Source organism: Phreatobacter stygius (assembly GCF_005144885.1).
In the GTDB taxonomy this organism is placed as follows: domain Bacteria; phylum Pseudomonadota; class Alphaproteobacteria; order Rhizobiales; family Phreatobacteraceae; genus Phreatobacter; species Phreatobacter stygius.
Genome location: NZ_CP039690.1, coordinates 4,962,054 through 4,986,033, shown reverse-complemented (window position 1 = coordinate 4,986,033; position 23,980 = coordinate 4,962,054). Strand labels below are relative to the sequence as shown.

29 protein-coding genes are annotated in these 23,980 nt (G+C 66.9%); 14 read left to right on the top strand and 15 right to left on the bottom strand.

Annotation, left to right across the window (positions count from 1 at the left end; translation table 11 throughout):
* Window positions 1-91 precede the first annotated feature (91 nt).
* Together E8M01_RS23420 and E8M01_RS23415 are read right to left on the bottom strand one after the other, a co-directional pair.
* The gene (locus tag E8M01_RS23420; protein WP_215908785.1) at window positions 92-946 is read right to left on the bottom strand and encodes a Crp/Fnr family transcriptional regulator; all 855 of its coding nucleotides are present in this window, start codon (window positions 944-946) and stop codon (window positions 92-94) included.
* 313 nt (window positions 947-1,259) lie between these two features.
* The gene (locus E8M01_RS23415; protein ID WP_170182236.1) at window positions 1,260-2,210 is read right to left on the bottom strand and encodes an ABC transporter substrate-binding protein; all 951 of its coding nucleotides are present in this window, start codon (window positions 2,208-2,210) and stop codon (window positions 1,260-1,262) included.
* Window positions 2,211-2,427: 217 nt separating this feature from the next.
* Here E8M01_RS23415 and E8M01_RS23410 point away from each other — a divergent pair, with 217 nt between their 5' ends.
* The 8 genes from E8M01_RS23410 (at window position 2,428) to E8M01_RS23375 (ending at window position 9,675) form a co-directional block, all read left to right on the top strand.
* Window positions 2,428-3,108 (top strand): TetR/AcrR family transcriptional regulator, encoded by a 681-nt coding sequence (locus E8M01_RS23410; protein WP_136962369.1) that lies wholly within the window; start codon window positions 2,428-2,430, stop codon window positions 3,106-3,108.
* 139 nt (window positions 3,109-3,247) lie between these two features.
* The gene (locus E8M01_RS23405; protein WP_246088404.1) at window positions 3,248-4,042 is read left to right on the top strand and encodes an ABC transporter permease; all 795 of its coding nucleotides are present in this window, start codon (window positions 3,248-3,250) and stop codon (window positions 4,040-4,042) included.
* Window positions 4,043-4,046: 4 nt separating this feature from the next.
* Window positions 4,047-5,111 carry an NAD-dependent epimerase/dehydratase family protein gene (locus E8M01_RS23400; RefSeq protein WP_136962367.1) on the top strand — a complete coding sequence of 355 codons (1,065 nt, stop codon included), beginning with the start codon at window positions 4,047-4,049 and terminating at the stop codon, window positions 5,109-5,111.
* A complete protein-coding gene (locus E8M01_RS23395; RefSeq protein WP_136962366.1) occupies window positions 5,098-5,940 on the top strand; it encodes a GNAT family N-acetyltransferase in 843 nt (280 codons plus the stop codon). Before E8M01_RS23400 ends, E8M01_RS23395 begins: the two co-directional genes overlap by 14 nt.
* A 77-nt stretch (window positions 5,941-6,017) precedes the next feature.
* Window positions 6,018-7,079 carry a dihydrodipicolinate synthase family protein gene (locus E8M01_RS23390; RefSeq protein WP_136962365.1) on the top strand — a complete coding sequence of 354 codons (1,062 nt, stop codon included), beginning with the start codon at window positions 6,018-6,020 and terminating at the stop codon, window positions 7,077-7,079.
* Window positions 7,076-7,858 carry an ABC transporter ATP-binding protein gene (locus E8M01_RS23385; protein WP_136962364.1) on the top strand — a complete coding sequence of 261 codons (783 nt, stop codon included), beginning with the start codon at window positions 7,076-7,078 and terminating at the stop codon, window positions 7,856-7,858. The genes E8M01_RS23390 and E8M01_RS23385 overlap by 4 nt, the downstream gene beginning before the upstream one ends.
* 240 nt (window positions 7,859-8,098) lie before the next feature.
* Window positions 8,099-8,776: a GntR family transcriptional regulator gene (locus tag E8M01_RS23380; protein WP_136962363.1), complete on the top strand. Its 678-nt coding sequence runs from the start codon at window positions 8,099-8,101 to the stop codon at window positions 8,774-8,776.
* Window positions 8,773-9,675 carry a fumarylacetoacetate hydrolase family protein gene (locus E8M01_RS23375; protein ID WP_136962362.1) on the top strand — a complete coding sequence of 301 codons (903 nt, stop codon included), beginning with the start codon at window positions 8,773-8,775 and terminating at the stop codon, window positions 9,673-9,675. Before E8M01_RS23380 ends, E8M01_RS23375 begins: the two co-directional genes overlap by 4 nt.
* Before the next feature lie 38 nt (window positions 9,676-9,713).
* Here the strand turns inward: E8M01_RS23375 and E8M01_RS23370 are convergent, their stop codons facing one another.
* Entirely contained in the window at window positions 9,714-10,523 is an 810-nt protein-coding gene (locus tag E8M01_RS23370; RefSeq protein WP_136962361.1) for a DUF72 domain-containing protein, read from the bottom strand.
* A 189-nt stretch (window positions 10,524-10,712) separates the two neighbouring features.
* Here E8M01_RS23370 and E8M01_RS23365 point away from each other — a divergent pair, with 189 nt between their 5' ends.
* Window positions 10,713-11,006, top strand: coding sequence for a GYD domain-containing protein (locus tag E8M01_RS23365; protein WP_136962360.1), 294 nt, complete (start codon window positions 10,713-10,715; stop codon window positions 11,004-11,006).
* 210 nt (window positions 11,007-11,216) lie between these two features.
* Here the strand turns inward: E8M01_RS23365 and E8M01_RS23360 are convergent, their stop codons facing one another.
* The 6 genes from E8M01_RS23360 to E8M01_RS23335 all read right to left on the bottom strand — a co-directional run bounded on the left by E8M01_RS23360 (window position 11,217) and on the right by E8M01_RS23335 (window position 15,061).
* Complete coding sequence (locus tag E8M01_RS23360) at window positions 11,217-11,459, bottom strand: hypothetical protein (protein ID WP_136962359.1); 243 nt, start codon at window positions 11,457-11,459, stop codon at window positions 11,217-11,219.
* Window positions 11,460-11,464: 5 nt separating this feature from the next.
* Window positions 11,465-12,013: a hypothetical protein gene (locus tag E8M01_RS23355; RefSeq protein WP_136962358.1), complete on the bottom strand. Its 549-nt coding sequence runs from the start codon at window positions 12,011-12,013 to the stop codon at window positions 11,465-11,467.
* Window positions 12,010-12,843 (bottom strand): glycoside hydrolase family 19 protein, encoded by an 834-nt coding sequence (locus tag E8M01_RS35340; RefSeq protein WP_215908784.1) that lies wholly within the window; start codon window positions 12,841-12,843, stop codon window positions 12,010-12,012. Before E8M01_RS35340 ends, E8M01_RS23355 begins: the two co-directional genes overlap by 4 nt.
* A gap of 563 nt (window positions 12,844-13,406) precedes the next feature.
* Window positions 13,407-13,763, bottom strand: coding sequence for a VOC family protein (locus E8M01_RS23345; RefSeq protein WP_136964773.1), 357 nt, complete (start codon window positions 13,761-13,763; stop codon window positions 13,407-13,409).
* Between the two features lie 23 nt (window positions 13,764-13,786).
* The gene (locus E8M01_RS23340; protein WP_425467679.1) at window positions 13,787-14,221 is read right to left on the bottom strand and encodes an SRPBCC family protein; all 435 of its coding nucleotides are present in this window, start codon (window positions 14,219-14,221) and stop codon (window positions 13,787-13,789) included.
* A 69-nt stretch (window positions 14,222-14,290) separates the two neighbouring features.
* A complete protein-coding gene (locus E8M01_RS23335) occupies window positions 14,291-15,061 on the bottom strand; it encodes a helix-turn-helix domain-containing protein (protein WP_136962357.1) in 771 nt (256 codons plus the stop codon).
* Between the two features lie 233 nt (window positions 15,062-15,294).
* On the opposite strand from E8M01_RS23335, the gene E8M01_RS23330 reads away from it, so the two are divergent.
* On the top strand, window positions 15,295-15,564 hold the full coding sequence (locus E8M01_RS23330; RefSeq protein ID WP_136962356.1) for an usg protein: 270 nt from the start codon (window positions 15,295-15,297) through the stop codon (window positions 15,562-15,564).
* 126 nt (window positions 15,565-15,690) lie between these two features.
* Here the strand turns inward: E8M01_RS23330 and E8M01_RS23325 are convergent, their stop codons facing one another.
* The gene (locus E8M01_RS23325) at window positions 15,691-15,897 is read right to left on the bottom strand and encodes a hypothetical protein (protein ID WP_136962355.1); all 207 of its coding nucleotides are present in this window, start codon (window positions 15,895-15,897) and stop codon (window positions 15,691-15,693) included.
* A 17-nt stretch (window positions 15,898-15,914) separates the two neighbouring features.
* Between E8M01_RS23325 and E8M01_RS23320 the strand changes: the two genes are divergently transcribed.
* Window positions 15,915-16,823, top strand: a complete 909-nt coding sequence (locus E8M01_RS23320; RefSeq protein WP_215908945.1) for an NAD(P)/FAD-dependent oxidoreductase — start codon at window positions 15,915-15,917, stop codon at window positions 16,821-16,823.
* Between the two features lie 15 nt (window positions 16,824-16,838).
* Here E8M01_RS23320 and E8M01_RS23315 read toward each other — a convergent pair whose 3' ends face one another.
* Window positions 16,839-17,450, bottom strand: coding sequence for a pyridoxamine 5'-phosphate oxidase family protein (locus tag E8M01_RS23315; RefSeq protein WP_136962353.1), 612 nt, complete (start codon window positions 17,448-17,450; stop codon window positions 16,839-16,841).
* Window positions 17,451-17,599: 149 nt separating this feature from the next.
* A complete protein-coding gene (locus E8M01_RS23310) occupies window positions 17,600-18,517 on the bottom strand; it encodes an NAD-dependent epimerase/dehydratase family protein (protein ID WP_136962352.1) in 918 nt (305 codons plus the stop codon).
* 108 nt (window positions 18,518-18,625) lie between these two features.
* On the opposite strand from E8M01_RS23310, the gene E8M01_RS23305 reads away from it, so the two are divergent.
* Together E8M01_RS23305 and E8M01_RS23300 are read left to right on the top strand one after the other, a co-directional pair.
* Complete coding sequence (locus E8M01_RS23305) at window positions 18,626-19,210, top strand: helix-turn-helix domain-containing protein (RefSeq protein ID WP_246088403.1); 585 nt, start codon at window positions 18,626-18,628, stop codon at window positions 19,208-19,210.
* Between the two features lie 95 nt (window positions 19,211-19,305).
* Window positions 19,306-19,692 (top strand): OsmC family protein, encoded by a 387-nt coding sequence (locus E8M01_RS23300; RefSeq protein ID WP_136962351.1) that lies wholly within the window; start codon window positions 19,306-19,308, stop codon window positions 19,690-19,692.
* A 33-nt stretch (window positions 19,693-19,725) separates the two neighbouring features.
* Here E8M01_RS23300 and E8M01_RS23295 read toward each other — a convergent pair whose 3' ends face one another.
* From E8M01_RS23295 to E8M01_RS23285, 3 genes are all read right to left on the bottom strand, one after another.
* The gene (locus E8M01_RS23295; RefSeq protein ID WP_136962350.1) at window positions 19,726-21,066 is read right to left on the bottom strand and encodes an acetyl-CoA hydrolase/transferase family protein; all 1,341 of its coding nucleotides are present in this window, start codon (window positions 21,064-21,066) and stop codon (window positions 19,726-19,728) included.
* Window positions 21,067-21,297: 231 nt separating this feature from the next.
* Entirely contained in the window at window positions 21,298-21,912 is a 615-nt protein-coding gene (locus tag E8M01_RS23290) for a hypothetical protein (RefSeq protein ID WP_136962349.1), read from the bottom strand.
* Window positions 21,913-22,066: 154 nt separating this feature from the next.
* The gene (locus E8M01_RS23285; RefSeq protein ID WP_170182040.1) at window positions 22,067-22,720 is read right to left on the bottom strand and encodes a GntR family transcriptional regulator; all 654 of its coding nucleotides are present in this window, start codon (window positions 22,718-22,720) and stop codon (window positions 22,067-22,069) included.
* A 140-nt stretch (window positions 22,721-22,860) separates the two neighbouring features.
* On the opposite strand from E8M01_RS23285, the gene E8M01_RS23280 reads away from it, so the two are divergent.
* Window positions 22,861-23,979, top strand: coding sequence for an ABC transporter substrate-binding protein (locus E8M01_RS23280; RefSeq protein ID WP_136962347.1), 1,119 nt, complete (start codon window positions 22,861-22,863; stop codon window positions 23,977-23,979).
* Window position 23,980: the final 1 nt, after the last annotated feature.

Genomic DNA, 23,980 nt, shown 5'->3' with positions numbered 1-23,980 from the left:
GGGCGGCTTTCTACTTTTCGGCGCGGGCTGGGCGCGGGAGATCGCTGGTTCGGCCCGGCGGAATCGATGGTCGGATCTGCGCCGATTCGGTTCAGGATCTCACGCCGCCGATTTCGCTCAGCTTGGCCGCATCCAGTATCTCGATGCCACCATAATGCCGACGGATGACCTCCTGCTTCTCGAGCTTGCCGAGATGCTGGTTCACGGTCTGGCGCGACATGCCGAGCATCAGCGCCAATTGTTCCTGGGAAGCCGTCAGCAAGGTCTTCTGTCCGTCCGAGTGCAGGCCGTAGCCGTCGAAGATCGCCAAGATGCGGCGAGCCACACGCGTGAGGCTCGAGCCCGATGCCGAATCCTCGAGCGCCTTGAAGGCCAGACGGGTCTTCGAGGCGGCCAACAGGCCCAGTTCGCGCCAGTAGCGCGGCTCCCGCTCCAACACGGCCTTGAGGGCCGCCTGCGGGATATTCAGGACGGTGACCGCCCCCTCCGCCCGCGCGTCATGGCCACGCGGCCCCTCGTCGAACAACTCGAGTTCGCCGAACCAATAGGGTGGCTCGATGATCGCAAGAATGGCTTCCTTGTGGCCGTCATCGGCGCTGCCGCCGATGCGCAATCGGCCCTCGATCAGGCAGAACAGCCCCGTCGCCGGATCACCGCGGCGGCACAGATAGTCGCCGTCGGCAATTTCGACGACTTGCGAATGTTCGATCAGGCCGTCCTGCAATCCCGGCGGACAAGCCCTAAACCACGCATTTTGCTCAAGAATTTGGCGTATATTGACGAAATTGACGCGCATCGCATGGCCCCCGATATCCTGCCAGCAATCACTGGATATCCAGAGCTCGGCCATCGCCTGAACGATGACCTGATCAAACCGGATGCCCCAACGACCGCAACCAGACCCGCCAGACCCGTCTGGCAGGCTGCCTTCGAACGATGGGACCACGCCTATCCGGTCGTTCGCGGCCTCTCACTTAGGCAGTGCCGATCACCTGCGCCAGCCCTCCGATCGCTTGCGCATGGCAGGCAAGAGATGATGCCGATCACATGATCGGCATCGCGGCGGCGGAGCCTCTGTTTCGTCCAGGGCCGCGCGCCGGGATCAAGCGGAAACATCAGCCCAATAGGACGCTGAACCGGGTCGCAGCACCCTCATCCAAGGCGGATTGGCTGTGAACGCGCCTGAGGTCGTCCGCTAAAAAAAGCGGACGACCTTTGCATTCCGCGCATGCTTGTCGGCTCGCCCGAAAGGGCTGGATTCAGGCGCCGACGAACTTGATGCTGGTGTCGAGGAACTCGTTGGTCGCGGCCTTGGCCGGATCGAGCGGGCGGACATCCTCGAAATAGGTGCGCACCAGTTCGTAGTCCTCTTTCAGCCGGTCCTGATTGAAGGCGCCGAGCGCCACCTGCATGGTGGTCGGGTCGCGCATCAGTTCCAGGATGCGCTTCCACTGGTCGCGCTGGTTGGCCTCATCGAGGCCGGAGACCGAGGCGAGCAGCGCCTTCAGACCCGGTCCGATATCGGCGACGCAAGCGGCGAAGGCACGCTGCGAGACGCGCACGAAATTGCGCACCACATCCTTCTTGGCGGCCAGGAAATCGTCATTGGCGATGACCGAGTTGCCATAGGGGTTCAGCCCGATCTCGCGCCAGGGCAGGAAGCCGAGATCGGCGCCGAACTCGCGCATCTTCAGGTCGTGCTCGTTGTAGAAATCGCTTGTGATGTCGATGGTCTTGCTGCGCAGCGCCTGGATCTTGGCCTGCGGGCTGACATTGACGAAGCGCACCGAGGCCGGATCGATGCCGACCTTCTTGGCGAAGGCCGGCCACATCAGCCGCGAGGCGTCGCCCGGCGGATTGCCGATCGAACGGCCCGGGAAATCCTTCGCGCCGGAAATGCCGCTCGACTTCAGCCAGTAAAAGCCCTGGGGCGAATTGGCGTAGACCACCATGACGGCGGTGAGCTTGCTGCCGCGGCTCTTGGCGAGCAGGGCTGTCGCCATGTCGGCAATGCCAAGCTGGGCGCCACCGGCGGCAACCCGCTGGGCCGCGGCGCCCGAGCCGCGGCCGGTCTCGATGACCAGATCGATACCGGCTTGCTCGTACCAGCCTTGCGCCTTGGCGTAATAATAGGGCGCGTGATCGGCGGTCGGCGTCCAGTTCAGCACCAGATTGACCGTTTCGGCCGCGCCAGCGCGGCGCGGCAGCATCAGCCCGGCGCCGGCAAGGCCACCGAGAAAGGTTCGGCGGGTCGCGCCATGAAACATTCTTGTCATCAAATTCCCCTCCGTCATCGATCTTCGGCCGACTGAGCCCCTCTTTTCCGCTCGGCAGGGCGGCGAGGCTGAAGCCGGCGGTTCAGGACCGGTGGCGACTGTACACAACCAGTTGGTTGATTGGTAGAGTGGGACCGAGGACCGATTCATCATGAGCCGAACCATTCCGCCGACCCATCAGCGCATCGCCACGGTACCGATCCGGCAGAAGGGCCAGCGCGACCCGGAAGCGACACAGCGCGCGCTGCTGGCCGCAGCGGTCGCCGAATTTGCCGAAAAGGGGCTTGCCGGCGCCCGGATCGACGAGATCGCGCGGCGCTCGGGCGTCAACAAGCAGCTCGTCTATCATCACTTCGGCAACAAGGACGATCTCTATCAGGCGGCCCTCGAGCAGGTCTATGCCGAGATCCGGGCGCGCGAGCGCGAGCTGAAGCTCGGCGACCTGCCGCCGCTCGCGGCGCTGGAAAAGCTCGTCGGCTTTTCTTTCGACTACCTCACCGAACACCCCGAATTCGTCGCCCTGCTGAATGACGAAAACCGCCAGGCGGCGCGCCATGTCGGGCGCTCGAAGCGACTGCAGGACATGCATTCGCCGCTGATCACCCTGCTCCAGGAGACCCTCGACCGCGGCGCGCGGGATGGCGTTTTCCGCACCGATCTCGACCCTTTGAACATCTATATCTCGATCGCCGCCCTCTCCTATTTCTACTTTTCCAACGGCCGGACGCTGTCGGCGATCTTCGGCAGCGACCTCGGCACGGCCAAGGCGGTCGCGGCCAGGCGCCGGCATGTCGTCGCCTTCGCGCTCGGCGCCATGCGGCCGGTCGAATGACACCATCCAACCAGTTGGTTGACAACGACGCCAAGCATTCCTAACCTCGGGACAAATCCGGCGTTCGCGCCGGATATCAGGGGTTGGGGGATCGATGGCGCGAGGGGAAGACTTGCTGGCCGGCCCGGATCAGAACGCCTTGGCCGAGGCTGACGCGGCCGCGGCGCGCCGAGCTGACCGGCGTGCGCTCATCCAGCGCTGGGCAGCCGTGGTTGGCGTCCACCTGGCACTGGTTCTCATCTGGCAGTTCGGCGTGCGCGCGACCTCGCTGCCGGCCTTCGTGCTGCCGGCCCCGACCGATATCCTGGCAACGCTCGCCAAGACAAATTACGCATGGCGCGACAATACGCTGGTCACCGCGGCCGAGATCCTCGGCGGCTTCGCGCTGGCCACCGTCGCAGGCGTCGCGCTCGCCTTGATGTTCTCCTGGTCGCGGCTCCTGACGCTTGCCGTGTTCCCACTGCTGGTCACCCTCAACATGATCCCGAAAGTGGCCCTCGGACCGCTGGTGATCGTCTGGTTCAGCTACGGCATCCGCACCAATATCCTGATCACCTTCAGCCTGTGCTTCTTCCCGATCCTTTTGACCACGCTGCGTGGCCTGCAGGAGGTCGAGCCCGACCTGCTCGACCTCGTCCGCTCGCTCAAAGGCTCGCGCTGGAAGGTGTTCCGCTACATCCAGCTGCCGGGATCGCTGCCCTATATCTTCTCCGGCATGAAGGTCGCGGCCATCCTGGCGGTCGCCGGCGCGGTGGTCGGCGAATTCATCGCGTCCGATCGCGGTCTCGCCTATCTGATGATCCAGGTGCAGGCTTCGCTCGACACGCCCGCCATGTTCATGGCCGTGCTGCTGCTGACCCTGATCGGCATCGCGCTCTATCTGGTCGTGCTGGCGGCCGAGCGCATCTTCGTTCCCCGCGATGCAAGGAAGTAGATCCATGAACGACATCGCAACAGGCCGTGCCGAATGGCTTGATCCGGCGAACCTGCCCGACCGTTTCGAGACGAGCGACGAGCTCGAGGCCTTCATGGCGCGGCCGAGCCGCGTGCTGGCCGACGATCTCGCAGCCCTCGACGGCGACATCATGATCCTCGGTGTCGGCGGCAAGATGGGCCCGACCCTGGCGCGGCTTGCCCGCAACGCCGCCCCCGACAAGCGGATCATCGGCGTCGCCCGGTTCAGCGAAATGGGGCTGCGCGAAAGCCTCGAGCAGCATGGCGTCGACACCATCGCCTGCGACCTGCTCGACCGCGATGCGGTGGAGGCGCTGCCCAAGGCCCGGAACGTCATCCTGATGGCTGGCCGAAAATTCGGCGCCGAGGGCGACCAGCCACTGACCTGGGCGATGAATGTGCATGCGCCGACCCTGGTGGCGGAAGCCTTCAAGCGGTCGCGCATCGTCACCTTCTCGACCGGCTGCGTCTATCCCTTCGTCGCCATCTCGAGCCAGGGCTCGACCGAAGACAGCCCCCTGACCCCGCCCGGCGAATATGCCAATTCGTGCATCGGCCGCGAGCGGCTGATCAGCTATTTCTCAGGTGTCCACCAGACGCCCGGCCGGCTGTTCCGGCTCAATTACGCGATCGACCTGCGCTATGGCGTGCTGTTCGACGTGGCGAGCGCGGTGCGCGACGGTCAGCCGATCGACGTCACCATGGGCCATGTCAACGTCATCTGGCAGGGCGACGCCAATGCCCAGGCGCTGCGCGCGCTCAGGCAGGCGACCGTGCCCGCCTCGCCGCTCAACGTCACCGGGCCGGAGACCATCTCGGTGCGCTGGCTCGCCCGCATCTTCGGCGAAAGGCTCGGCAAGACCCCGATCGTCACCGGCGAAGAAGCGCCGACCGCCTGGCTCAACAATGCGGCCGAAGCGGCGCGCCTGTTCGGCTACCCGCAAGTACCGCTCGCCCGGATGATCGACTGGGTCGCCGACTGGGTCGCCCGCGACAAGCCGAGCCTTGGCAAACCGACCCATTTCGAGGTGCGGGATGGCGCCTACTGAACCGATCACCGTCGAACGCCTCGATGCTGCGGCGCTCGCCGCCGCCTGCAGCCTGTCGCAACAGGCCGGCTGGAACCAGACAGCCGAGGACTGGCGGATCTTCTTCGATCAAGGCGCGGTGTTCGGCGCTCCGGCAGGCGCGGCACCGGTCGCGACCGGCGCGGTGTTGCCCTTCGGCAGCTTCGGCTGGATCAGCATGGTGCTGGTCTCCAGCGCCGAGCGCGGCAAGGGCCTCGGCACCGCCGTTCTCCGGCGCTGCATGGCCGAACTCGCAGCGCTCGATTGCCTGCCGGTTCTCGACGCGACACCGCAGGGCGAGCGCATCTATGCGCCGCTCGGCTTCCTGCCGCAGTTGCCGCTCTGGCGCTGGCGCGGCGAAGGCCTGGGGCCCGACGCGGATGATGGCGGCCAGGTCGACCAAGCCGACCCGGAGGCGCTCGGCGCCATTGTCGCGATCGACGCGAAGGCCTTCGGCGCGCCGCGCCGGCAACTGCTCGCCGGCCTGATGCAGCGTGCGCCGGCCCAGGCGCTGGTGCTGAAGAACGGCAAGGGTTTCGTGCTGGCGCGGCCCGGCCGTCAGGCCCTGCAGATCGGCCCGCTGGTCGCGCCCGACGAAGCCAGCGCGTTGGCGCTGCTGAAGGCGGCACTCGGCCGTGCCGAGGGTCCGGTCATTCTCGACGTGCCGGCGGCCTGGCAAGCCATCGCGGCGCATCTGACGGCATCGGGCTTCCGGCAGGAGCGGCCCTATCTGCGCATGGCGCTCGGGCGGAGCGCACCTTTCGGCGATCCGATGTCGATGTTCGTCATCGCCGGACCGGAACTTGGCTGACACCGGCCGCGGGCGCTTGCCCGGGCCTTGGCATGACTTCGAGGCGCCGGGCGCCGGACAAGCAAGACGAGGGGTTCATGGGTCTTCATCACCAAGCCGTTCCTGAAGCCGTCAGGGCCGTCCTATCAGGCGGCGCTGCCATTCCCGCCCACCCGCTGGCGCTCGATGCCGCCAGGCGCTTCGACCGCCGCCGCCAGCGGGCGCTGACCCGCTATTATCTCGACGCCGGCGCCGGCGGGCTCGCCGTGGGTGTCCACACCACCCAGTTCGAGATCCGCGATGTCGGCCTCTACGAACCGGTGTTGTCGGCCGCCATGGAAGACGCCAAGGCCTGGACCGACCGGCCGCTGGCCATGATCGCAGGGGTTTGCGGCCGCACCGAACAGGCGGTGAGCGAAGCCAGGCTCGCCGTCTCGCTCGGCTATTCCGCCGGCCTGATCAGTCTGGCCGCCCTGAAGGGCGCCGACAATGCCGGCCTCATCGCCCATTGCCGCCGCGTCGCCGAGGAAATCCCGCTGGTCGGTTTCTATCTGCAGCCCGCCGTCGGCGGCATGGATCTCGACGCCGAGTTCTGGCGCGCGTTCTGCTCGATCGACAATGTGGTGGCGGTCAAGGCGGCCCCCTTCAACCGCTACCGGACCATGGATATCGTGCGCGGCCTGGTGGCGGCGCGCGCCGAGGAGCGCATCACGCTCTACACCGGCAATGACGACCATATCGTGCTCGACCTCGTGACCCCCTTCGTCGCCATGCGCGACGGCGAGCCGGTCACCGTCCGCTTCCGCGGCGGTCTGCTCGGCCATTGGTCGGTCTGGACCAAGGGTGCGGTCGACCTGCTGGACCGGCTGAAACGCGCCGCGGCCGGGCCGGCGGTGAACGCCGAACTGCTGGCGCTCGATGCCCGGGTGACCGATTGCAATGCGGCCTTCTTCGATGTCGCCAACAATTTTCACGGCTGCATCGCCGGCTGTCACGAAGTGCTGCGCCGCCAGGGCCTGCTCGAAGGCATCTGGTGCCTCAACCCTGAGGAAGGCCTCAGCCCCGGTCAGTCCGAGCTGATCGACCGGGTCGCACGAGACCATGCCGATCTCGCCGACGACGCCTTCGTCGCCGCCAATCTGGAGCGCTGGCTGTCATGACATCAGCGACACTCGCGGCCGAACCGCTGATCCGGCTCAGCAATGTCAGCAAATCCTATTCGACCGGCGGCCGCCGTTTCGTCGCCGTGTCCAATGTCACCATGGACGTGCGCGAGGGCGACATGGTCGCTCTCGTCGGCCCATCCGGCTGCGGCAAGACCACGGTGCTGAAAATCCTCGCCGGCTTGCACGACGCCGACGAAGGCGAGGTCAGGATCGGCAGCGGCACCACCACCTTCACGCCCGGCCGCGACGTCGGCATGGTGTTCCAGCAGGCCCTGCTGCTGAAATGGCGGACGGTTCTGGAAAACGTCATGTTGCCGGCCGAGATCCTCGACCTGCCCTATCGCGTGAGCCAGGCCCGCGCCCGCGAGCTGATCAAGATGGTCGGGCTTTCGGGTTTCGAGGACAAATACCCCTACGAGCTGTCCGGCGGCATGCAACAGCGCGCCGCGATCGCCCGCGCGCTCATCCATGACCCGAAGCTGATCCTGATGGACGAGCCGTTCGGCGCGCTCGATGCGCTGACGCGGGAAAAGATGAATCTCGAAATGTTGCGGATCTGGCGCGAGAGCGGCAAGACCATCCTGTTCGTCACCCATTCGATCCAGGAAGCGGTGTTCCTCGGCGCACGCTGCGCGGTGCTGACCGCCGGCCCTGCCCGCATGGCCGATTATTTCGACATCGACCTGCCGGCCGACCGTGGTCTCGACATCAAGACCACCGACGCCTTCGGCCACTATGTGAAGCGGATCTACGGGCTCCTCGGTTTCGACTAGGGAAGTGCCGGCGCCCGGACCGGCTCCCGCAAACGCTCGAGCAAGGCCGCGACGTCGAGGATGCGTCGCTCGGCGAACCCGGGCGCCACCAGTTGCCGGCCGACCGGCAGTCCGTCGGCGGTCAAGCCGGCCGGCACCGATGCGGCGCCGGATCCACTCCGGTTGCGGCGCGCGGACGAACCCGCCTCCACGCCGACCGGCCGGCTTGCGTGCCGTTCAATTTTGTATACAAATACAAAAATGATCCTCGAAATCCCGCCGCGCCCCTATCTCCGGGAAGACGTCTACGACACGCTGCGCAGCCATCTGATCACACTTGCCGCCGATATCGACGCTCCCGTGCGCTTGCGGGAGGAGGAACTGGCGCGCGCGCTCGGCGTCAGCCGGACGCCGGTGCGCGAAGCGTTGCGGCGTCTCGAGCAGGACGGCTTCGTGACCTTCGAGCCGCGCCGCGGCGCCAGGCTGACGCCGACGACACTCAAAGAATTTCTCGACTGGCTCGACATCCGCGAGATGCTCGAGGGGCTCGCCGCCCGCCAGGCGGCGGTCAAGGCAAGCGACGCCGACCATCGTGACCTCGCGGCGATCTTCGCCGGTTTCGACACTGAAACCGTGGTCACCCGTGCCGATGACTACGCGCAGGCCAATGCGGCGTTCCACGCCCGGATCATCGCACTCGCCGACAATGAGCTGCTGGCCCGGACGTGGAATTCGTTCGGCCATATGAAGATGGCCGGCCTGCGCTTCATCGAGCGGTTGCAGCGCGGACCGCATTCGCTCAGCGAACATCACCAGATCATCGCCGCCATTGCCCGCCGCGACCCGGATCAGGCCGAGGCGGTCTCGCGCGCCCATGTCCGATCGCTCAGCGCCGACGCGCGATCGCAACTCACCTCGTTCCTGCCGGAGCCCTCATGAAATTCGCGACATTCTCGATGACGGACGGACCGCATCTCGGTCTCTTCGTCGATGACCATCAGCTGGTCGACCTGACCGCCGGATGGCCGGCGTCATCCCAAGCCACGACGCCCCGCGATGTCGCCGACATGGCCGCGCTCGGCGCCGACGGCCTGGCGGTCGCCAACGACATCGCCAAGGCTGCCACCACGCCACGCCTCGATTTCAAGGGGCTCGCCCTGCTGGCCCCGATCCCGCGCCCGCGGCGGAACGTCTTCTGCGTCGGCCGCAACTACAAGGACCATATCGACGAGGGATTGCGGGCCCAGGGGCTGGCGCCGAAACCTTTGCCGGAAGCGCCGGAGTTTTTCACCAAGAGCCCGGCCGCAGTGGTCGCGCACGGCGACACCGTGCCGGTTCACGCCAATGCCACCCAGCGCCTCGACTATGAGGTGGAGCTTGCGGTGATCATCGGCCGGCGCGGCGTCAACATCCAGCGCAGCCAGGCGATGGACCACGTGTTCGGCTACACCATTGCCAATGACGTGACCGGGCGCGACCTGCAGCGCCGGCACGGACAATGGTTCAAGGGCAAGAGCCTGGACCGGTCCTGCCCGCTCGGGCCGATCGTGGTGCACCACTCGGTCGTCGGCGACAGCCCGGATCTTGCGATCCGCATGCGCATCAATGGCGAGCTGCGCCAGGACAGCCGCACCAGCCGGATGATCTTCGACATCCCCGCGATCATCGAACAATTGTCGCTGGGCATGGCGCTGGAGCCCGGCGACATCATCGCCACCGGTACGCCGTCCGGCGTCGGCTACGCCATGGAGCCGCCGCGCGCGCTTGCCGTCGGCGACCGCATGGAAGCCGAGATCGACGGCTTGGGCACGCTGGCCAATGTGATCGCGGCCGACTGAACAGCCGCCCGCTCCCGGACTCGCCCAATCTCGACCGGCTAGCCCAGCCGGTCGATCAGCGCCATGGCGGCTGCCGGCGCCTTGGGCTTGAAGCCGTTGATCATATAGACGAAGACCTCGCGCGCGGCCGGCGGCTTGGCCTCCGGCTTGGCCACCACCTTCAGGTCGTCGGGCGCGCCGCCCGACGCCCAGGCGCCGGCGCGTTTCGCCCAGCTATCCAGCGCGGCCTTGCTGTAGCCGACCTCCTCCGCCTCGGAGGCGCATTGCAGGCGGGCATAAACGAAGGGCGCCGTGACATCGGCAATGCTCGGATAATCCGGGCTGTCGGCGTGGATGACACAGACGCCATAACCGCGTGCCAGGTCGATGAAGTCAGGCGCCTTGAACGAGTCGTGCCGCACCTCGACGGCGTGGCGGATGGCATGGCCGTCGACCGTCTTCGGCAGCAGTTTCAGGAAGGCTTCGAAATCCGCCGGGTCGAATTTTTTGGTCGCCATGAACTGCCAGTTGATCGGGCCGAGCTTTTCCTTGAGCTCGGTGACACCGCTGGTCAGGAAGCGCTCGATCGAAGGGCCGGCTTCGGCCAGCACCTTGCGGTTGGTGGTGAAGCGCGAACCTTTCAGCGCGAAAACGAAACCATCGGGAGTTTCCTCGCGCCAGCGGGCGAAGCTCTCCGGCTTCTGCGAACCGTAATAGGTGCCGTTGACCTCGATCGAGGTCACCTTGCTGCTGGCATATTCCAGCTCGCGCTTCTGGGCGAGGCCGGATGGATAGAAGGTTTCGCGCCAGGGCTCGAAGGTCCAGCCGCCGATGCCGACACGGACCTTGGTTTCTGTCTTGGCTGGCATGCTGCCTCCCGCTCGAATGGCTCTGACCGGATCATCCGGCAGGAAACACCAAGCCGGCAAGGGCTGCATTCCGTTTTCTGCGGGTGAGCCCCGCCATGTTATGATGGCTGGTCATCGCCGGTAAGCCGCTTTCGAAACGAGGACGGTCTCCGCTTCCAGCCGCTCACCGGTTCTCCGGAGGAGGCTCACATGACCACCTACATCATGCTGGCCAATTGGACCCAACAGGGCGTCAGCAAGGCGCGGGATTCGGCTACCCGGCTCGACGCGGCCAAAAAGGCGCTCGGCGACATGGGCGGCGAGTTCAAGGCCTTCTTCATGACCATGGGCCGCTTCGACCTCGTCGCCGTCTATGAGGCCCCCGACGACGCGGTGGCGGCGCGCTTCACGCTGCAGCTCGGCATGCTCGGCAATATCCGCACCGAGACGCTGAAGGCTTTCCCCGAGGCTGCCTATCGCGAGATCATCCGCTCGCTCGGCTAGGATCCGGGCTCGATCGGCCCCGGCGCGGATGTCACCTCAATTCCGAAGGGGCCAGGATCTTCTCGAGCCTCCTGGGCGACAGTCTGCGCGCGACGCGATCAGCACGAGGGTCGTGATCACCGGTGCGCCAACGAAAGAAAGGCGCCGCGCATCCCGAAGGACACGCGGCGCCAGGTCAGGGGAGGAAACGCATGCACTGCACCGATGCTGTCATGGCGGCCGGGGCCGGCTGCCCTCCAGGATCTGCCTGATCACCCGGATGTCGCCCTGGATGGTGGCGATGGTGTCGCGGTCGCGCTCGGTTCGGTCCTCGATGCGTTTGACCCGCTCGATGATCCTGGCGTCCTCGGCCTTCAGGTCGCGGACGTCGGCCTGCAGCCACAACCCGGCGGCGCCGACCATGCAGAGCGTCGCCAGGATCGACCAGATGTTGATCTCCGGGTTGATCCGCACCGGCCTCATCGGGCCTTGCCGAATTTCAGTGCCGGCAGGACCTCCTTCACCGTATGGCCGCCGTGGAAGACGATCAGCCAGACCGTGGTGACGGTGCCCCAGGCGCCGATCAGTTCGGTCAACGGCACCAGCGGCCTGACGCCCCAATTGCCGCCGAAGATGCCGGTCAGCCCGATCACCGACCAGCCGCCCCAGACGATCACCTGGATGGCGATGCGCATGGCCTGCCAGGCGGTGAAGCCCCGGGCGATCTCGGCGGCCTGAGCATCACTCGCCCGCTGCGCCTCGGCCTGCCAGAGCTTCACGATCTCGCCGGCGCGGGCTTCCGTCGCGGCGAGCTTGGCCGCAGCGCCCGGATCCCTGTCGATGGCCATGCCGACGGCTTCCGGCGTGGCATCCGTGCCGAGGCTTTCGGCCACCGCCTCGAGCGCCTTGCCGGCCAGCGACCCGGCGATGGCGCCGGCCGGGCCGCCAATGGCGGTGCCGATGAAGCCGCCAATGACCGGTGCGCCGGCGGCGGCGATCTTTCGCGCGATGTCGTCGAAAGCGCTCATGCCCCCGCCCCCTGTGCTGCATTGGCCCTGAAGGCCCGGGCCTGCCGGCCTTTCGACCAGGCGCGTCCGGCGAGGACAACGAAGGCCGCGCCGAAGACCAGGGCGAGGACGATGCCGGCCGCGATGGGCGAGCCATCGGCCGATGTCTCGGCTTTCGGCGCGACGGTCGTGGCCGTGCCGGCCGTGCCGGCGGTTGCCGCGCCCCCTGCCCCGGCGGCCGCCCGGGTGGCCGCGCGCTTCGCCTGCGTCGCGCGGGTGGTGATCTCGTTGACCGCCGCGCTCGCCGGCTGGCCTGATAGCGCCGCCTTGGCGCGGATCAGCCTGGCCTCACGATCGGCCAGGCCGTTGAAACCGCCATTGATCCGCCGGGTGATGCAGCGCAGGTCGTCGCGGTCGGCATGGGCGCTCAAAGCCCGGTCGTTCCAATAGGCCAGCGCGGTCGCCGTCGAATTGGCCGGCAGCGCCGCCGCCTCCGGCAAGCCCTCCAGGTTGACGCCGATCCTGGCGCCGAAGCTGCGGTAATTCGCCCGGCCGGTGAGCTGGAAGATGCCGCGGCCACGATAGCGCGCGCCGTCGCCGGCCTGGACATTGCCGAGGTCGCGCCGGCCGTCATAACGCCGGAAATAGGCCGCGTCGCCATATTCGACCAGGGTGCGGAAACCGTCGGTCTCATGGGCCGCCTGAGCCAGGAAATGGGCGGCGCGCGCCGGCGACGTGATGCCGCCGGCGGGAAAGCCGGCGGTCAAAGCCGGCGCCAGGTTGAGGATGATCTCGGAGCGCGCACCGGGCGCGATCCGGCGCAACGTCGCGGCGGTCACCGTGATCGTCATGTGTCATTCTCGCGATTGTCGATTTGTCGGGACGTGTCGACCGTGAAGACCAGCAGCGCGACCAACACGAAAAGCCCCGCCGCGGTCACGGCAAGGTCAGGAATGTCAGGCATGGGAGGAGTGGGTCAGGTCAGGGGTTGGAGGCGCGTCGATCGGGCCCCGCCCATGAGCCGGACGGCGGAATCGCCGACGGACATCGCCGCCTGTTTGCTCCGAAGCACCGGCACCTGCAAACACAGGCGTCGATGCCCAGACGAACGTGGCCGAGGCAAGATCCGAATTTTCAGGGCGCTAGATCATCAAGTCCACCTTGCGCCGCTCGACGCAAGAACTCCGACGATCCATTTCTTGCATTAAGCGCGACTCGTGCCGCCCTGTCAAGAAAAATAGGACTATTTTCTCGAACCGCGAAAGCCAGAAGTCACGCCGGCAGGCCCCGCCCTCCCACGCGGGCCAGACATGCGGCGCGCGCGGCACCGCAAGCAAACATCCGCAGAAGCGTGGCGATCACCGCAATGCTCGCGATGACGCCCCGGGCCAGCTCGGCAAGCTGGAACCAGACCTCACGGCTTGTCCGACCAGACCGCCAGTTCGTAACCGTCCGGGTCCTGGAAGTGGAAGCGCCGGCCACCGGGAAAGCTGAAAACCGGCTTGACGATCGGCGCATCGAGCGCTTCCAGGCGGGCTTGTGTTTCGGCGAGGTCGTCGGCGTAGAGGATGACCAGCGGACCACCGGGCCGGACCGGCCCGCCCGTCGTCAGCCCACCGGTCAGCCTGCCATCGGTGAATTCGCAATAGGTCGGGCCGTAATCGGTAAAGCTCCAGCCGAAGGCCGCGCCGTAGAAGGCACGCGAGCGGGCAATGTCGCTGACGTTGAATTCGATATTGTCGATGCGTCGGTCGTGGCCTGACTGCGCCATGGTCTTGTCTTCCTCGTGATTGATCAAGCGGCCGTTTCCATGAGCGCCTTGAGGCTGTTCAGGTCGCGCGTCACGGCCTCGGCGTCGCGGGCGAGATCAGCCGGGCTCATGCCGGGTTGGCGGAACAGGGTGAAGATGACCTCCGCGCCGCCGCCGTTTTGAACGACCCGCAGCGGCACGGCCACGTCGACGCCAGACCTCAAGGTGACGACATGGTCGAGCACGCCAAAATGGTTGCGCGGGGCAAAGCGGATGGTCACCGGGCCCCCTGGCCCGTCGGCGGTCCAGACCTCGCCGGCCCGCGCGAAATTGCGCCCGAGGCCGGCGGCCCAGCGCGGCATGTTGGCGGGCTCGGCGGCGAAGTCATAGACGGCGCGCCAGTCGCGCGCGATCGACACATGGATGATCCGGGTCTCGAGGGTCTGGATCGCTTGGGTTGCAGCTTGCTGGTTCGGCATCGTCAGCCTCCATCGGTTGCCGCGCTCTTGCCACGGCCCAGCCTCCCTCGTCTTGAACGAAACGGCCAGTCAGCCCTCCAGTTGTTTCAGCACCGCCACCGGCGTGAGGCCCGACAGGCTCCTCACCTCGCGGCCGAGATGGGCCTGATCGGAATAACCCGCCGCGGCGCCCAGCGTCGCGAGACCGGTCTCCGGCATTTGCCGCGCAAGCCTCAGGAAACGCTGGAACCTGAGGATGCGCTCGAGCGTTTTCGGGCCGTAACCAAAGGCCTCCCGGCTGCGCCGGCGCAGCGTCCGCTCGCTGATGTCGAGCCGATCGCGCAGAGCCTCGAGCGAGGCTGGCCCCCGGCTGAGCCGGTCGAAGACAAAAGCCATGTCGCGGGCGGGCGCTTCGATCGCCGGCGCAAGCGTCGCAAGGCCCGATTGCAGGGCGGTCAGCCGCCGTTCGACCGTCTCGGCGTCGCCGACCCGATTGGTCAGATCGCGCGCCCGGCCGCCCCAGAGATCGGTGAGAGCGACCTGGCGACCGACCAGTTCGGACATCGGCAGCCCGAGCCAACGGGCCGCCGCGCCGGGCGCGAAGCGCATGCCCACGATGCCGGCGCCCGGCGGTGGTTCCGGCAGCGCCACCTCGATGTCGGGGCCGGCGACATGCAGGCGGCCGGCGAGCCAGACGATATCGACACAACCGTCCGGCACGATCGCCATCGGACCGCAATGATCGGGCGCGACCTGATGGCTCCAGGCGCAGAGGAAATGGTCCTTGAGCGGCAAGGCGGGCAGCGCCTCGCGATAAGCGCCGGCCGCGCCGGCCAGGACAGCCTCGTCCTTGTCTCGCATCGCTCGCGCCTCTCGCCTCTCGGGCAGCGGGATCGGAGCGCCACGGTTATGCCTTTGCAGGCAGCCTGTCTGCGTCGACGTTACCTTGCCATGGGCCGGCGCGCGTGCTGGCAGCAATTCCCGGACATGAGTGCCAAACATCTGAAATCTTTCGTGAAAACCGTATTTTTGCCTTGCACGAAGCGTAATGTTGCGCTGCGATCAACTGGTCATCCGGCAAAGGAGATTCCAGCATGGCATCGCATGAATTTGCCAGGCAGATCGAAGGCTATGGCTTGACCACGGCGGACATCCTCTATCGCCTGCCGGATCATCCCTCGATCCTGCAGGAATATGTCTGGCAGGACTATGATCTGGCGCCGCGCTTTCCCGAGCTGAAGAAGTTCCTGGCCTTCTGGGAAGCCAAGCTGGAGGGGCGGCTCTACCGGGTGACGGTGGCGCACAAGGCGCTGATCGGCCCCGCCGAGATCAAGACGGTCGACGCCGAATTCCGCCTGCATTGAGGTTCGCAGGCGCAGCACCTCGACGACCGCGCCGCGCGCCGACGCGGCTCCCCCGCCACGCCCGATAGAGATCGGTTTGCCGGGCCGCCTTGCCCGGCCTTGACAGCTGCCCAGACTCGTAACTATCTAAGTTACATGAAACGCGACAAACCACCATCGACCGCCCTGCCCGCCGAAAGGCGCGGCCGCCCGATCGAGCAGGCGGTCGACCGCATGATCGGCGACGCCTTGCGCGAAACCGCCGCCCTGATTGCCGCGCGATTCGGGCGCATCACGCTCGCCGGCCTCGCCACCGATTTCCGTCGGCGTTTCGCCGCGCACCACCCAGGACAACACAGATGAACCATGCCTTGCCCTATGATGCGGTCATCGTCGGCGGCAGCTTTGCCGGCCTGTCGGCCGCCATGCAGCTCGCCCGGGCGCGCCGCCCGGTGCTGGTGATCGACGCGGGCCAGCCGCGCAACCGCTTCGCCAGCCACTCCCACGGCGTGCTGGCGCTCGACGGACGCGCCGGCGGCGACATCCTCGATGAAACCCGCACCCAGCTCGCGCGCTATCCGACCGTCAGCCTGCTGACCGGCGAGGTCGCGCAAATCGAGGCGTGGGACGGCGGCTTCCGGGTGGAGACGTCGGACGGTCAACGGGCCGAAGGCCGGCGCCTCGTACTCGCCACCGGCATCACCGATATTCTGCCGGATGTTCCAGGCCTCACGCCGCGCTGGGGCAAGACCGTGCTGCATTGCCCCTATTGCCATGGCTATGAGGTCGGCGGCGGCCCGATCGGCGTGCTTGCCGCCGCCGGCCCGCTGTCGGTCCATCAGGCCTCGCTGATCGCCGACTGGGGCGAGGTCACGCTGTTTGCCAACGGCGTCGATTTCGACCAAGCGGCCCGCACCGTGCTGGCAAGACGCTCCGTCGCGATCGAACCGGTGCCGGTCGTGGCCATCGAAGGGGCTGCCCCCGTCATCGACGGCATCCGCCTCGGCGATGGCCGGCTCGTCGCGGTGAAGGCCCTGTTCGTCGCGGCGCCCAACCGGATGGCGAGCGGGCTTGCGGCGGCGCTCGGCTGCGCCTTCGACCAGACACCGCTCGGCGCGATCATCCGCACCGACAGCAGCAAGCTCACCACCGTTCCCGGCGTCTATGCCGCCGGCGACGCGGCGCGGGCCATGGCCAATATCACATTCGCCGCGGCCGACGGGGTCCAGGCCGGTCTCGGCCTGCACCACCAGCTGATCGCGGAAGAGGTGGCGGCCTGAGACCGCCGACCGCCGTCAATAGAGATTGGTCGTATAGGCGACCGCCAGGCTCTGGTTGGTCTTGTCCGCGTCGATGCCCTTCACCTGGTCGGCAATGATGGTGCCGAGCAGCGGGAAGTCGTCGCGGCCGATCTTCTTGGCCGGGTTCCACAGGTCGGCGCGCAGCAGCGACCGGCCACAGTGGAAATAGACCTGGTCGATGGTCACTTCCATCGCCGAGCTCGGCACGATCGTGCCCTTGATCGCCATCGGCTCGAGCCGCGCCGGATCGGTGACGATGCGTGCCCGGCCATTGACGCGCAGCGTCTCGTTGAGGCCCGGCACGAAGAACAGCAGGCCGACCTCGGGCTTGGCCAGCACGTTCTGCAGCGTGTCGAGCAGATTGTTGCCGCGCCGGTCGGGCACCAGCAAAGTGGTGTCATCGACGACATGGACGAAGCCCGGCGCGTCGCCGCGCGGCGAACAGTCGGTGCCCTTGTCGCTGCTCGAGGCGACGGTCAAAAACGGCGACAGCGCGATGAAGCGGCGAGCGTGATTGTCCAGCCTGGGCATCACCTTCTTCAGCACGAGCTCGCCCGGCTCGGCATAAGATTGCCTGAGCTCCGTGGTGTCCTTGATCTCGGTCATGATCGTCCGTTCCGGCTACAATTCCTGGCTGCGAGGCCGCCTGCACGACGGCCGCTGCGCCGGCCGATAGCACGGCCAGTCTAGGATGACCGCCGCTTCAGGGCCAAGAACTGTCGCGCAACGGCCATACCAGGCCTCCGACCTCGCGCTCAGGCCGTAGCGCCGGCAAGATCCCGCAGCACCTCGCCGAAACCGGTGCGACAGACGAAGCCGAGCCGGCGGGCAGCGCGCGAGGCATCATAGACACGGTCGACGGACTGGAACATGGTCCAGCCGCGGCGGGCGTAAAGCCTTGGATAGTCCGGAAAATAGTGCGCCACGACCGCCGGCGCATCTGACATCAATGCGGCGCAGTCGGCCGGCCGGAACGGCGTTGGTGCGGAAATGATGAACAGGTCGAAGCCAAGCTCGGGCGCGCGCTCCAGCGCCTTCACATGGGCCTCCGCGGCATCGGCGACGGTCAGCCGGCGGAACAACAATTCGTTCGCCTTGGTGTTCTCGTCCGACTGGCTGATGGCATGCGCCATGTCGTCGGCCTCGGGAAAGAACCGCGCGGTGCGCAGCACCACCACGGCGAGGCCGAAGGCGTCATGGTAGAAGCGGCACAGTTTTTCCGCGGCGAACTTGGTCGCGCCGTAGATGTTGCGCGGTTCGGGCGCCACCTCTTCGGTGAGCCAGGCAGCCCGGCTGGCGCCGCCTGCCCGGCCGGCGCGGATCGCCGACGAGATCATCAGCGAGGTGGTCGAGGTGAAGACGAAACGCTGGATGCCTTGCTCAACCGCCTCGTCCAGCAGGTTGAAAGTGCCCTGGACGTTGACGGCCATGAAATCGGCCCGCGAATGGCTGGCGATGTCGGGCTTGTGCAGGCCGCCGGCATGGATGATCGCTTCGAACCGGCCGTCCCGCAGGACCGAGCGGACCGTCTCCCGGTCGGCGACCGAGCCGGGGATCGTGGTGTGCTCGGAGGCGACCGGATCGAGCCCGGTCACCTGATGGCCGAGAGCCTTCAGCCGCGGCGCCAAGGACTGGCCGAGCCAGCCGGACGACCCGGTCAAGAGAATGCGCATGCCCGCCTCAATCCAAATCCAATGCCGGCATTGTGGCCATGGCGGATGGCCAGGGCGACGTATAAATGATGCGTGCGGGCGACGCGGCCCGCTGCCGGAGCCTTGACCATGATGGATCGAGTGACATCCGCCGATGCGCCGGAGCCACGGCCGGCAGCGCGCCTCGGACCCGCCTTGAAAACCTGGCGGCTGCTGCTGCGCATCAAGCAGAGCCATGCGGCCGAACTGATCGGCGTGTCGCAGGCGACCGTCTCACGCTGGGAAAGCGCCGGCCAGGAGCCCACCGGCGCCCAGGCCGAGCGGCTGGGCGCCTTGATGGCAGCCCGGCTCGACAGCGCCTCGGACCGGGCGCTCGCCGCGCTGGTCAGGCATTCGGAGAGCGAGGTCCATCTGATCTGCGACGCCAGCCACCGGCTACTGGCCGCCTCGCCCGCACGCACGCAGGGCTGGCGGATCACGGCGGCCGAGCTCACCGGCACATCGCTCTGGCGCTATGCCAGCGCCGAGATCGTCCAAGCGGAGGCGCGGCTCGGCGAAGCCGGCTGGTTCGAACCGCTGGCGCCGGCTATCGAACTGGCCACCGGGCCGAATGCCTCGGATGCCGTGCCGATCCGGCCGGGGCGGGTACGTTGGACCCGCATGCGCCTGTCGGACGGCTCCTTCGCCAGGCTCGTCCAGGCGGTCGCCGCCTGAGGACGCACCCTGGCGGATCACCCTGGCGGACCTTGGCCCGCAGGTGCGACAATGATTGTCCGGGCCAAGCCCGGATCTCGAGGGGAGATCGTTCCATGGCCCACGTGCATGCCCATATCGGCAAGGAACAATATGCCGTCGCGATCGAGGCGCGCGGCCACCGCCTCGTCTCCGACGAGCCGGAAGCGTTGTGCGGCGGCGATAAGGGGCCGGCCCCTTTCGACCTGCTGCTGTCGTCGCTCGGCGCCTGCACCGCCATCACGTTGAAAATGTATGCCGAGCGCAAGCAATGGCCGCTCGACGGCCTTGGCGTCGAGCTGCGTTACATCAAGACGGTCGAGGCGGTTCATATCGAGCGGGTGCTGACGCCGGAAGGCGATCTCGACGCCGAGCAGCGCTCGCGCCTGGCCGAGATCGCCGAGAAGACGCCGGTGACGCTCGCCCTGAAGCCCGGCATCGAGATCAGAACCGAGATGCGCTGACAGCCTGGGGAGACCCCACCCGGCGACCGGCGCTCAGGCCAATGACAGGCCCTTGGGGATCAGGCCATGGTCGCGTGCCTGGCGCTCCAGCCCTTCGCGGAAATCCGGATGGGCAATGGAAATCAGCGCCTTGGCGCGTTCGGCGACCGATTTGCCCTTCAGATTGACCATGCCGTATTCGGTGACGACATACATGGTGTCGGTGCGCGGCGTGGTCACCACATTGCCGGATGTCAGGTTGAGCACGATGCGGCTGCGGCGGTCGCCGCGCTTGTCATAGGTCGAGGACAGGCAAAGGAACGACTTGCCACCATGCGAAGCATAGGCGCCGCGGACGAATTGCAACTGGCCGCCGGTGCCGCTGAGATGGCGGTGTCCATCGGACTCGGACGCCGCCTGGCCCTGCAGGTCGATCTGCGTGGTGTTGTTGATCGAGACGGTACGCTCGTTCTGCATGATGTTGTGCGGCAGGTTGGTGTAGTCGACCGGATAGCACAGGGCGTCAGGATTGCGGTTGATCGCCTCATATTGCCGGCGGGATCCGGCGGCGAAGGTGAACACCATCCGGCCACGGTCGAGGCTCTTGTGCGCCCCGGTGACGAGGCCGGCGTCATAGAGCTCGATGATCCCGTCGGTCATCATTTCGGTATGGATGCCGAGGTCGCGCACGCCGCTGTCCTTCAGCGTCGTGCAAACCGCGTTGGGCATGCCGCCAATGCCGATCTGCAGGCAGGAGCCGTCGGCGATCTCTGCGACGATGCGGGCCGCGACCATCCGGTCGACCTCGGTCGGCGCGGGATTGCCGATCTCCGGGATGGCTTCGCCGTCGCCATCGATGATGTGGTCGACCTCGCTGACATGCACGCCGTTGTCCGGCCCGAAGCAATAAGGCATGGCCTCGCAGACTTCGACGATCACCCGTTTCGCCCGCTCGACCACCGCGCGCTGATAGGTCGCCGCGCCGCCGAAATTGAACATGCCGTCGGCGTCCATCGGGCAGGTCTTCAAGACCACGATATCGACCGGATCGATGAAGCGGCGGTAATAGTCCGGCGCCTCGCCGAAATTCATCGGAATGTAATTGCACCGCCCGGCATCGTGGCGGCGGCGGTCATAGGCCGAGAAGTGCCAGCTGAACCAGTGGAAATGCCCGCCATCCGGGTCGCAATCATGGGTTGGACGCGGCTTCATGGTCAGGCTCGAGCGGATCTTGACGTCGCTGAGCTCGTCACGACGCTCGGCCAGCGCCCGGTCGAACATATCGGGCTGGCCCATGCCGAAGCCGTAGTCGAGCCACATGCCCGATCTGACCAGGGCAGCTGCCTCGGCTGCCGAGATCCTGGTCGCCTGCTTCGCCAAAACCGTCGTCGTCATGCCGTCTCGTCTCCTGTGGAGCCAGGCGACGTCTTCCGCCCGGTCTCGCCTTGCCATGACGCCGGATCTTTCGTCCGGCTTGCTGTTGCTGCCCGCAATTGCCACCGCCAAGCCGCGGTGCCATCACACCCGGGGTTTTTGGGGCGGCTATCGGTAACGCAAGAGCAGCGCTGCGTCTTCAGCAAAAATGTCGCGACGCAGGCATGGCGGTCCAGACGACAAGAACCGGCTTCAGTCGAACAGATGGGCCACGACATTGCGGGCCGACGTCACCGACTGGACAACCTTGTCCTCGAACGGCAGTTGCGGCAGCGGCAGGCCGAAGAGCTGACGGCGCGGCGCCTCGACCGCGGCTGCCGGCAGCGGCGTCATCATCGAGGCGAGTTCGAGCGGCGCGGCGGGCCGTGACGGTGGCAGCGACGTCGGGACAGTGGCTGCCACGGGCGCGGAGGCCGGTGCCGCCTGGGCGGTGGTGCGGCGGACCTCGCAGCGCTGGCCACAGGCCCGTGCCGCAGGCACGGGCGCGGCTGCCATCGCTGCCGGCGCGTCGGCGACGGCATTCACCGGGCGGACCGAAGCCTGCGGAGGCTCGAGCGGTATCTTGCCCTCATTCGCCAAGGACGGCGCAATCGGTTGGACAAAGGCCGCGTCGAGGTCGGTGGCGGATGGCGCCAGCGGCGCCAGCGCGATCCGCACCGGCGTCATCGTCAGGCCGAAACGCGGCAGCAGTTGCGGCACGACGACCGCGGCGCAGACGGTCGCCGCGACCGAAATGGCCAGCTGGGCGGCGAACTTGCCGCCGCTCGCCATGACGGCGGCCAGCGCGCGGTGAAGAAGGTTTGCCATGACGGCTCCATGAAGGTCTGTCGTGCTCCTAACAAACAAGGGTTTGGGGCGGCATTGCGGTGCCTTTGGCACCGGGAACGGCCCGTTTTTTGTCCGATTGTTTCGCACAAGCGCCGGTCGAGTTCCGACGTTCCGGCGTCGCGGGCGCCGGCCGTCAGCCGAGGTCCGGCTTGATGCTCGGATAATTTGCCGCCGACCCGGTAATGTGACGACGCACCGCTTCGACCAGCGCTTCGACGTCGCCCGCCTCGAGCGCCGCGACAATGGCCCGGTGGTCGGCGGCGCTCTTCTCCAGCGCCGCATGGGATGGCCAGAGCGCAATTGGCCAGCGGATCGACCGGTTGCGCATTTCAGTGGTCAATTCGGCCAGCGAACGGTTCGGCGCATGGCCATAGATGGCATCGTGGAAAGCGGCATTGGTATGGGCCTGATCGACCCGGCTGCCATGGGCGATGGCGGTCTCGAAGGCCTGCTGCAGCGTCCTGATGCGCGCCAGCTCGGCCGGGCCGATATGGGGCAGCGCCTGGCGCGCCGCCTCGACCTCGACCAGGATGCGGATCGCCAGCACCTCGCGAATGGCGACCATGTCGGGCACGGCGATCCTGTAGCCACGATTGACGACATGCTCGACCGTGCCGCGCACGGCCAGCTCGCTCAAGGCGCTGCGGACGTCGAAACGTTTGGCGCCGAAGCGCTCCTCCAGGTCGATCTGACGCAGCCATTCGCCCGGACGATAGGCACCGTCACGGATCGCTGCCGCCATCTCCGCCGCCAGGTGGCGCTTCTGCTCCGGCCTGCCCGCCGTCATGGATCCCCTCGCAATCGTCAGCGGCCCTGCGCCCATCTGCCAGCGATTCTTGGCGCTTGACACTCCAAAATGCGGCGCCCAAATTGGCGCCAATATAAGCGCAAAAGATCAAGAGCGCGAGTCTCGGAGGAAATGCAGACATGTCGACGATCGATCGCAGAGAGGTTCTGGCGCTGTCCCTGGTCGGCGCGCTCGGCATTCCCGCCGCGCGTGCTCAAGGCTTGCCGGCCGGCTATCCCGACAGCTACCGCGACACCATCGCCCAGGCCGAACGCGAAGGCAGCCTGCTGATCTATTCGATCATGTCGCCGGAGAACTGGCGGCCGGTGATCGAGAGCTTCAACAGGCTCTATCCGAAGATCAAGGTCGAGACCCTCGACCTGCCGGCCTCGCGCGAGAGCTTCGAGCGTTATCTGGCCGAACGCAGCACCAACAGCCGCAGCGCCGACCTGATCGCAACCGCCGATCCGGGCGGCTGGATCGACTTCCAGGCCCGCGGCGAGATTCTCGACTATGTCTCGCCGGAGGCCAAGGCCTGGCCGGACTGGTCGAAACCCTTCCCCGGCCTCTACACGGTGTCATCGGACCCGATGGCCTTCATCTGGAACAACACGCTGGTGCCGGAGGGCAAACGCCCGAAGAGCTTCGCCGAACTCGTCGCGCTCACCACTGCCAACGAGCGGGCCTGGCGCAACAAGATCACCAGCTATGGCGCGCATCAGGTGACCTTCGGCTACGGCATCAACTATGCCTTCGTGAAGAAGCACGGCGAGAAGGCCTGGGCCTGGTTCGCCGAACTCGCCAAGCTGCAGCCGCGGTTCGAGCGCTCGGGCGGGCCGATGACCGAAAAGGTCACCGCCGGCGAATATGCCACCGGCTGGTTCGTCTCGGCGATCACCTTCTGGCCGCGCCTCGCCGACCCGGCGCGCGCCCGCATTCTCGGCTGGAGCTTCATCGCCGACGGCCAGCCCATGGTGCTGCGTGGGGTGGCGATCCCCAAGGGCTCGAAGAACCTCAATGCCGCCAAGCTGATGCTCGACTTCATCATCTCGGAAGAGGGCCAGCGCGCCTTCGGCCGCGGCGGCCTGACCCCGGCACGCCCAGGCGTCAAGCCCGGCGACGGCATCCGCCACACCTATTCCTCGATCGCCGAGATCGTCGGCGAACAGAACATGATCTATGTCGGCTACGACGCCGATGCCCTGAAGGACTACGACGCGTTCCTGGCGCGTTGGAAACAAACCTTCAACATCCGGTGAC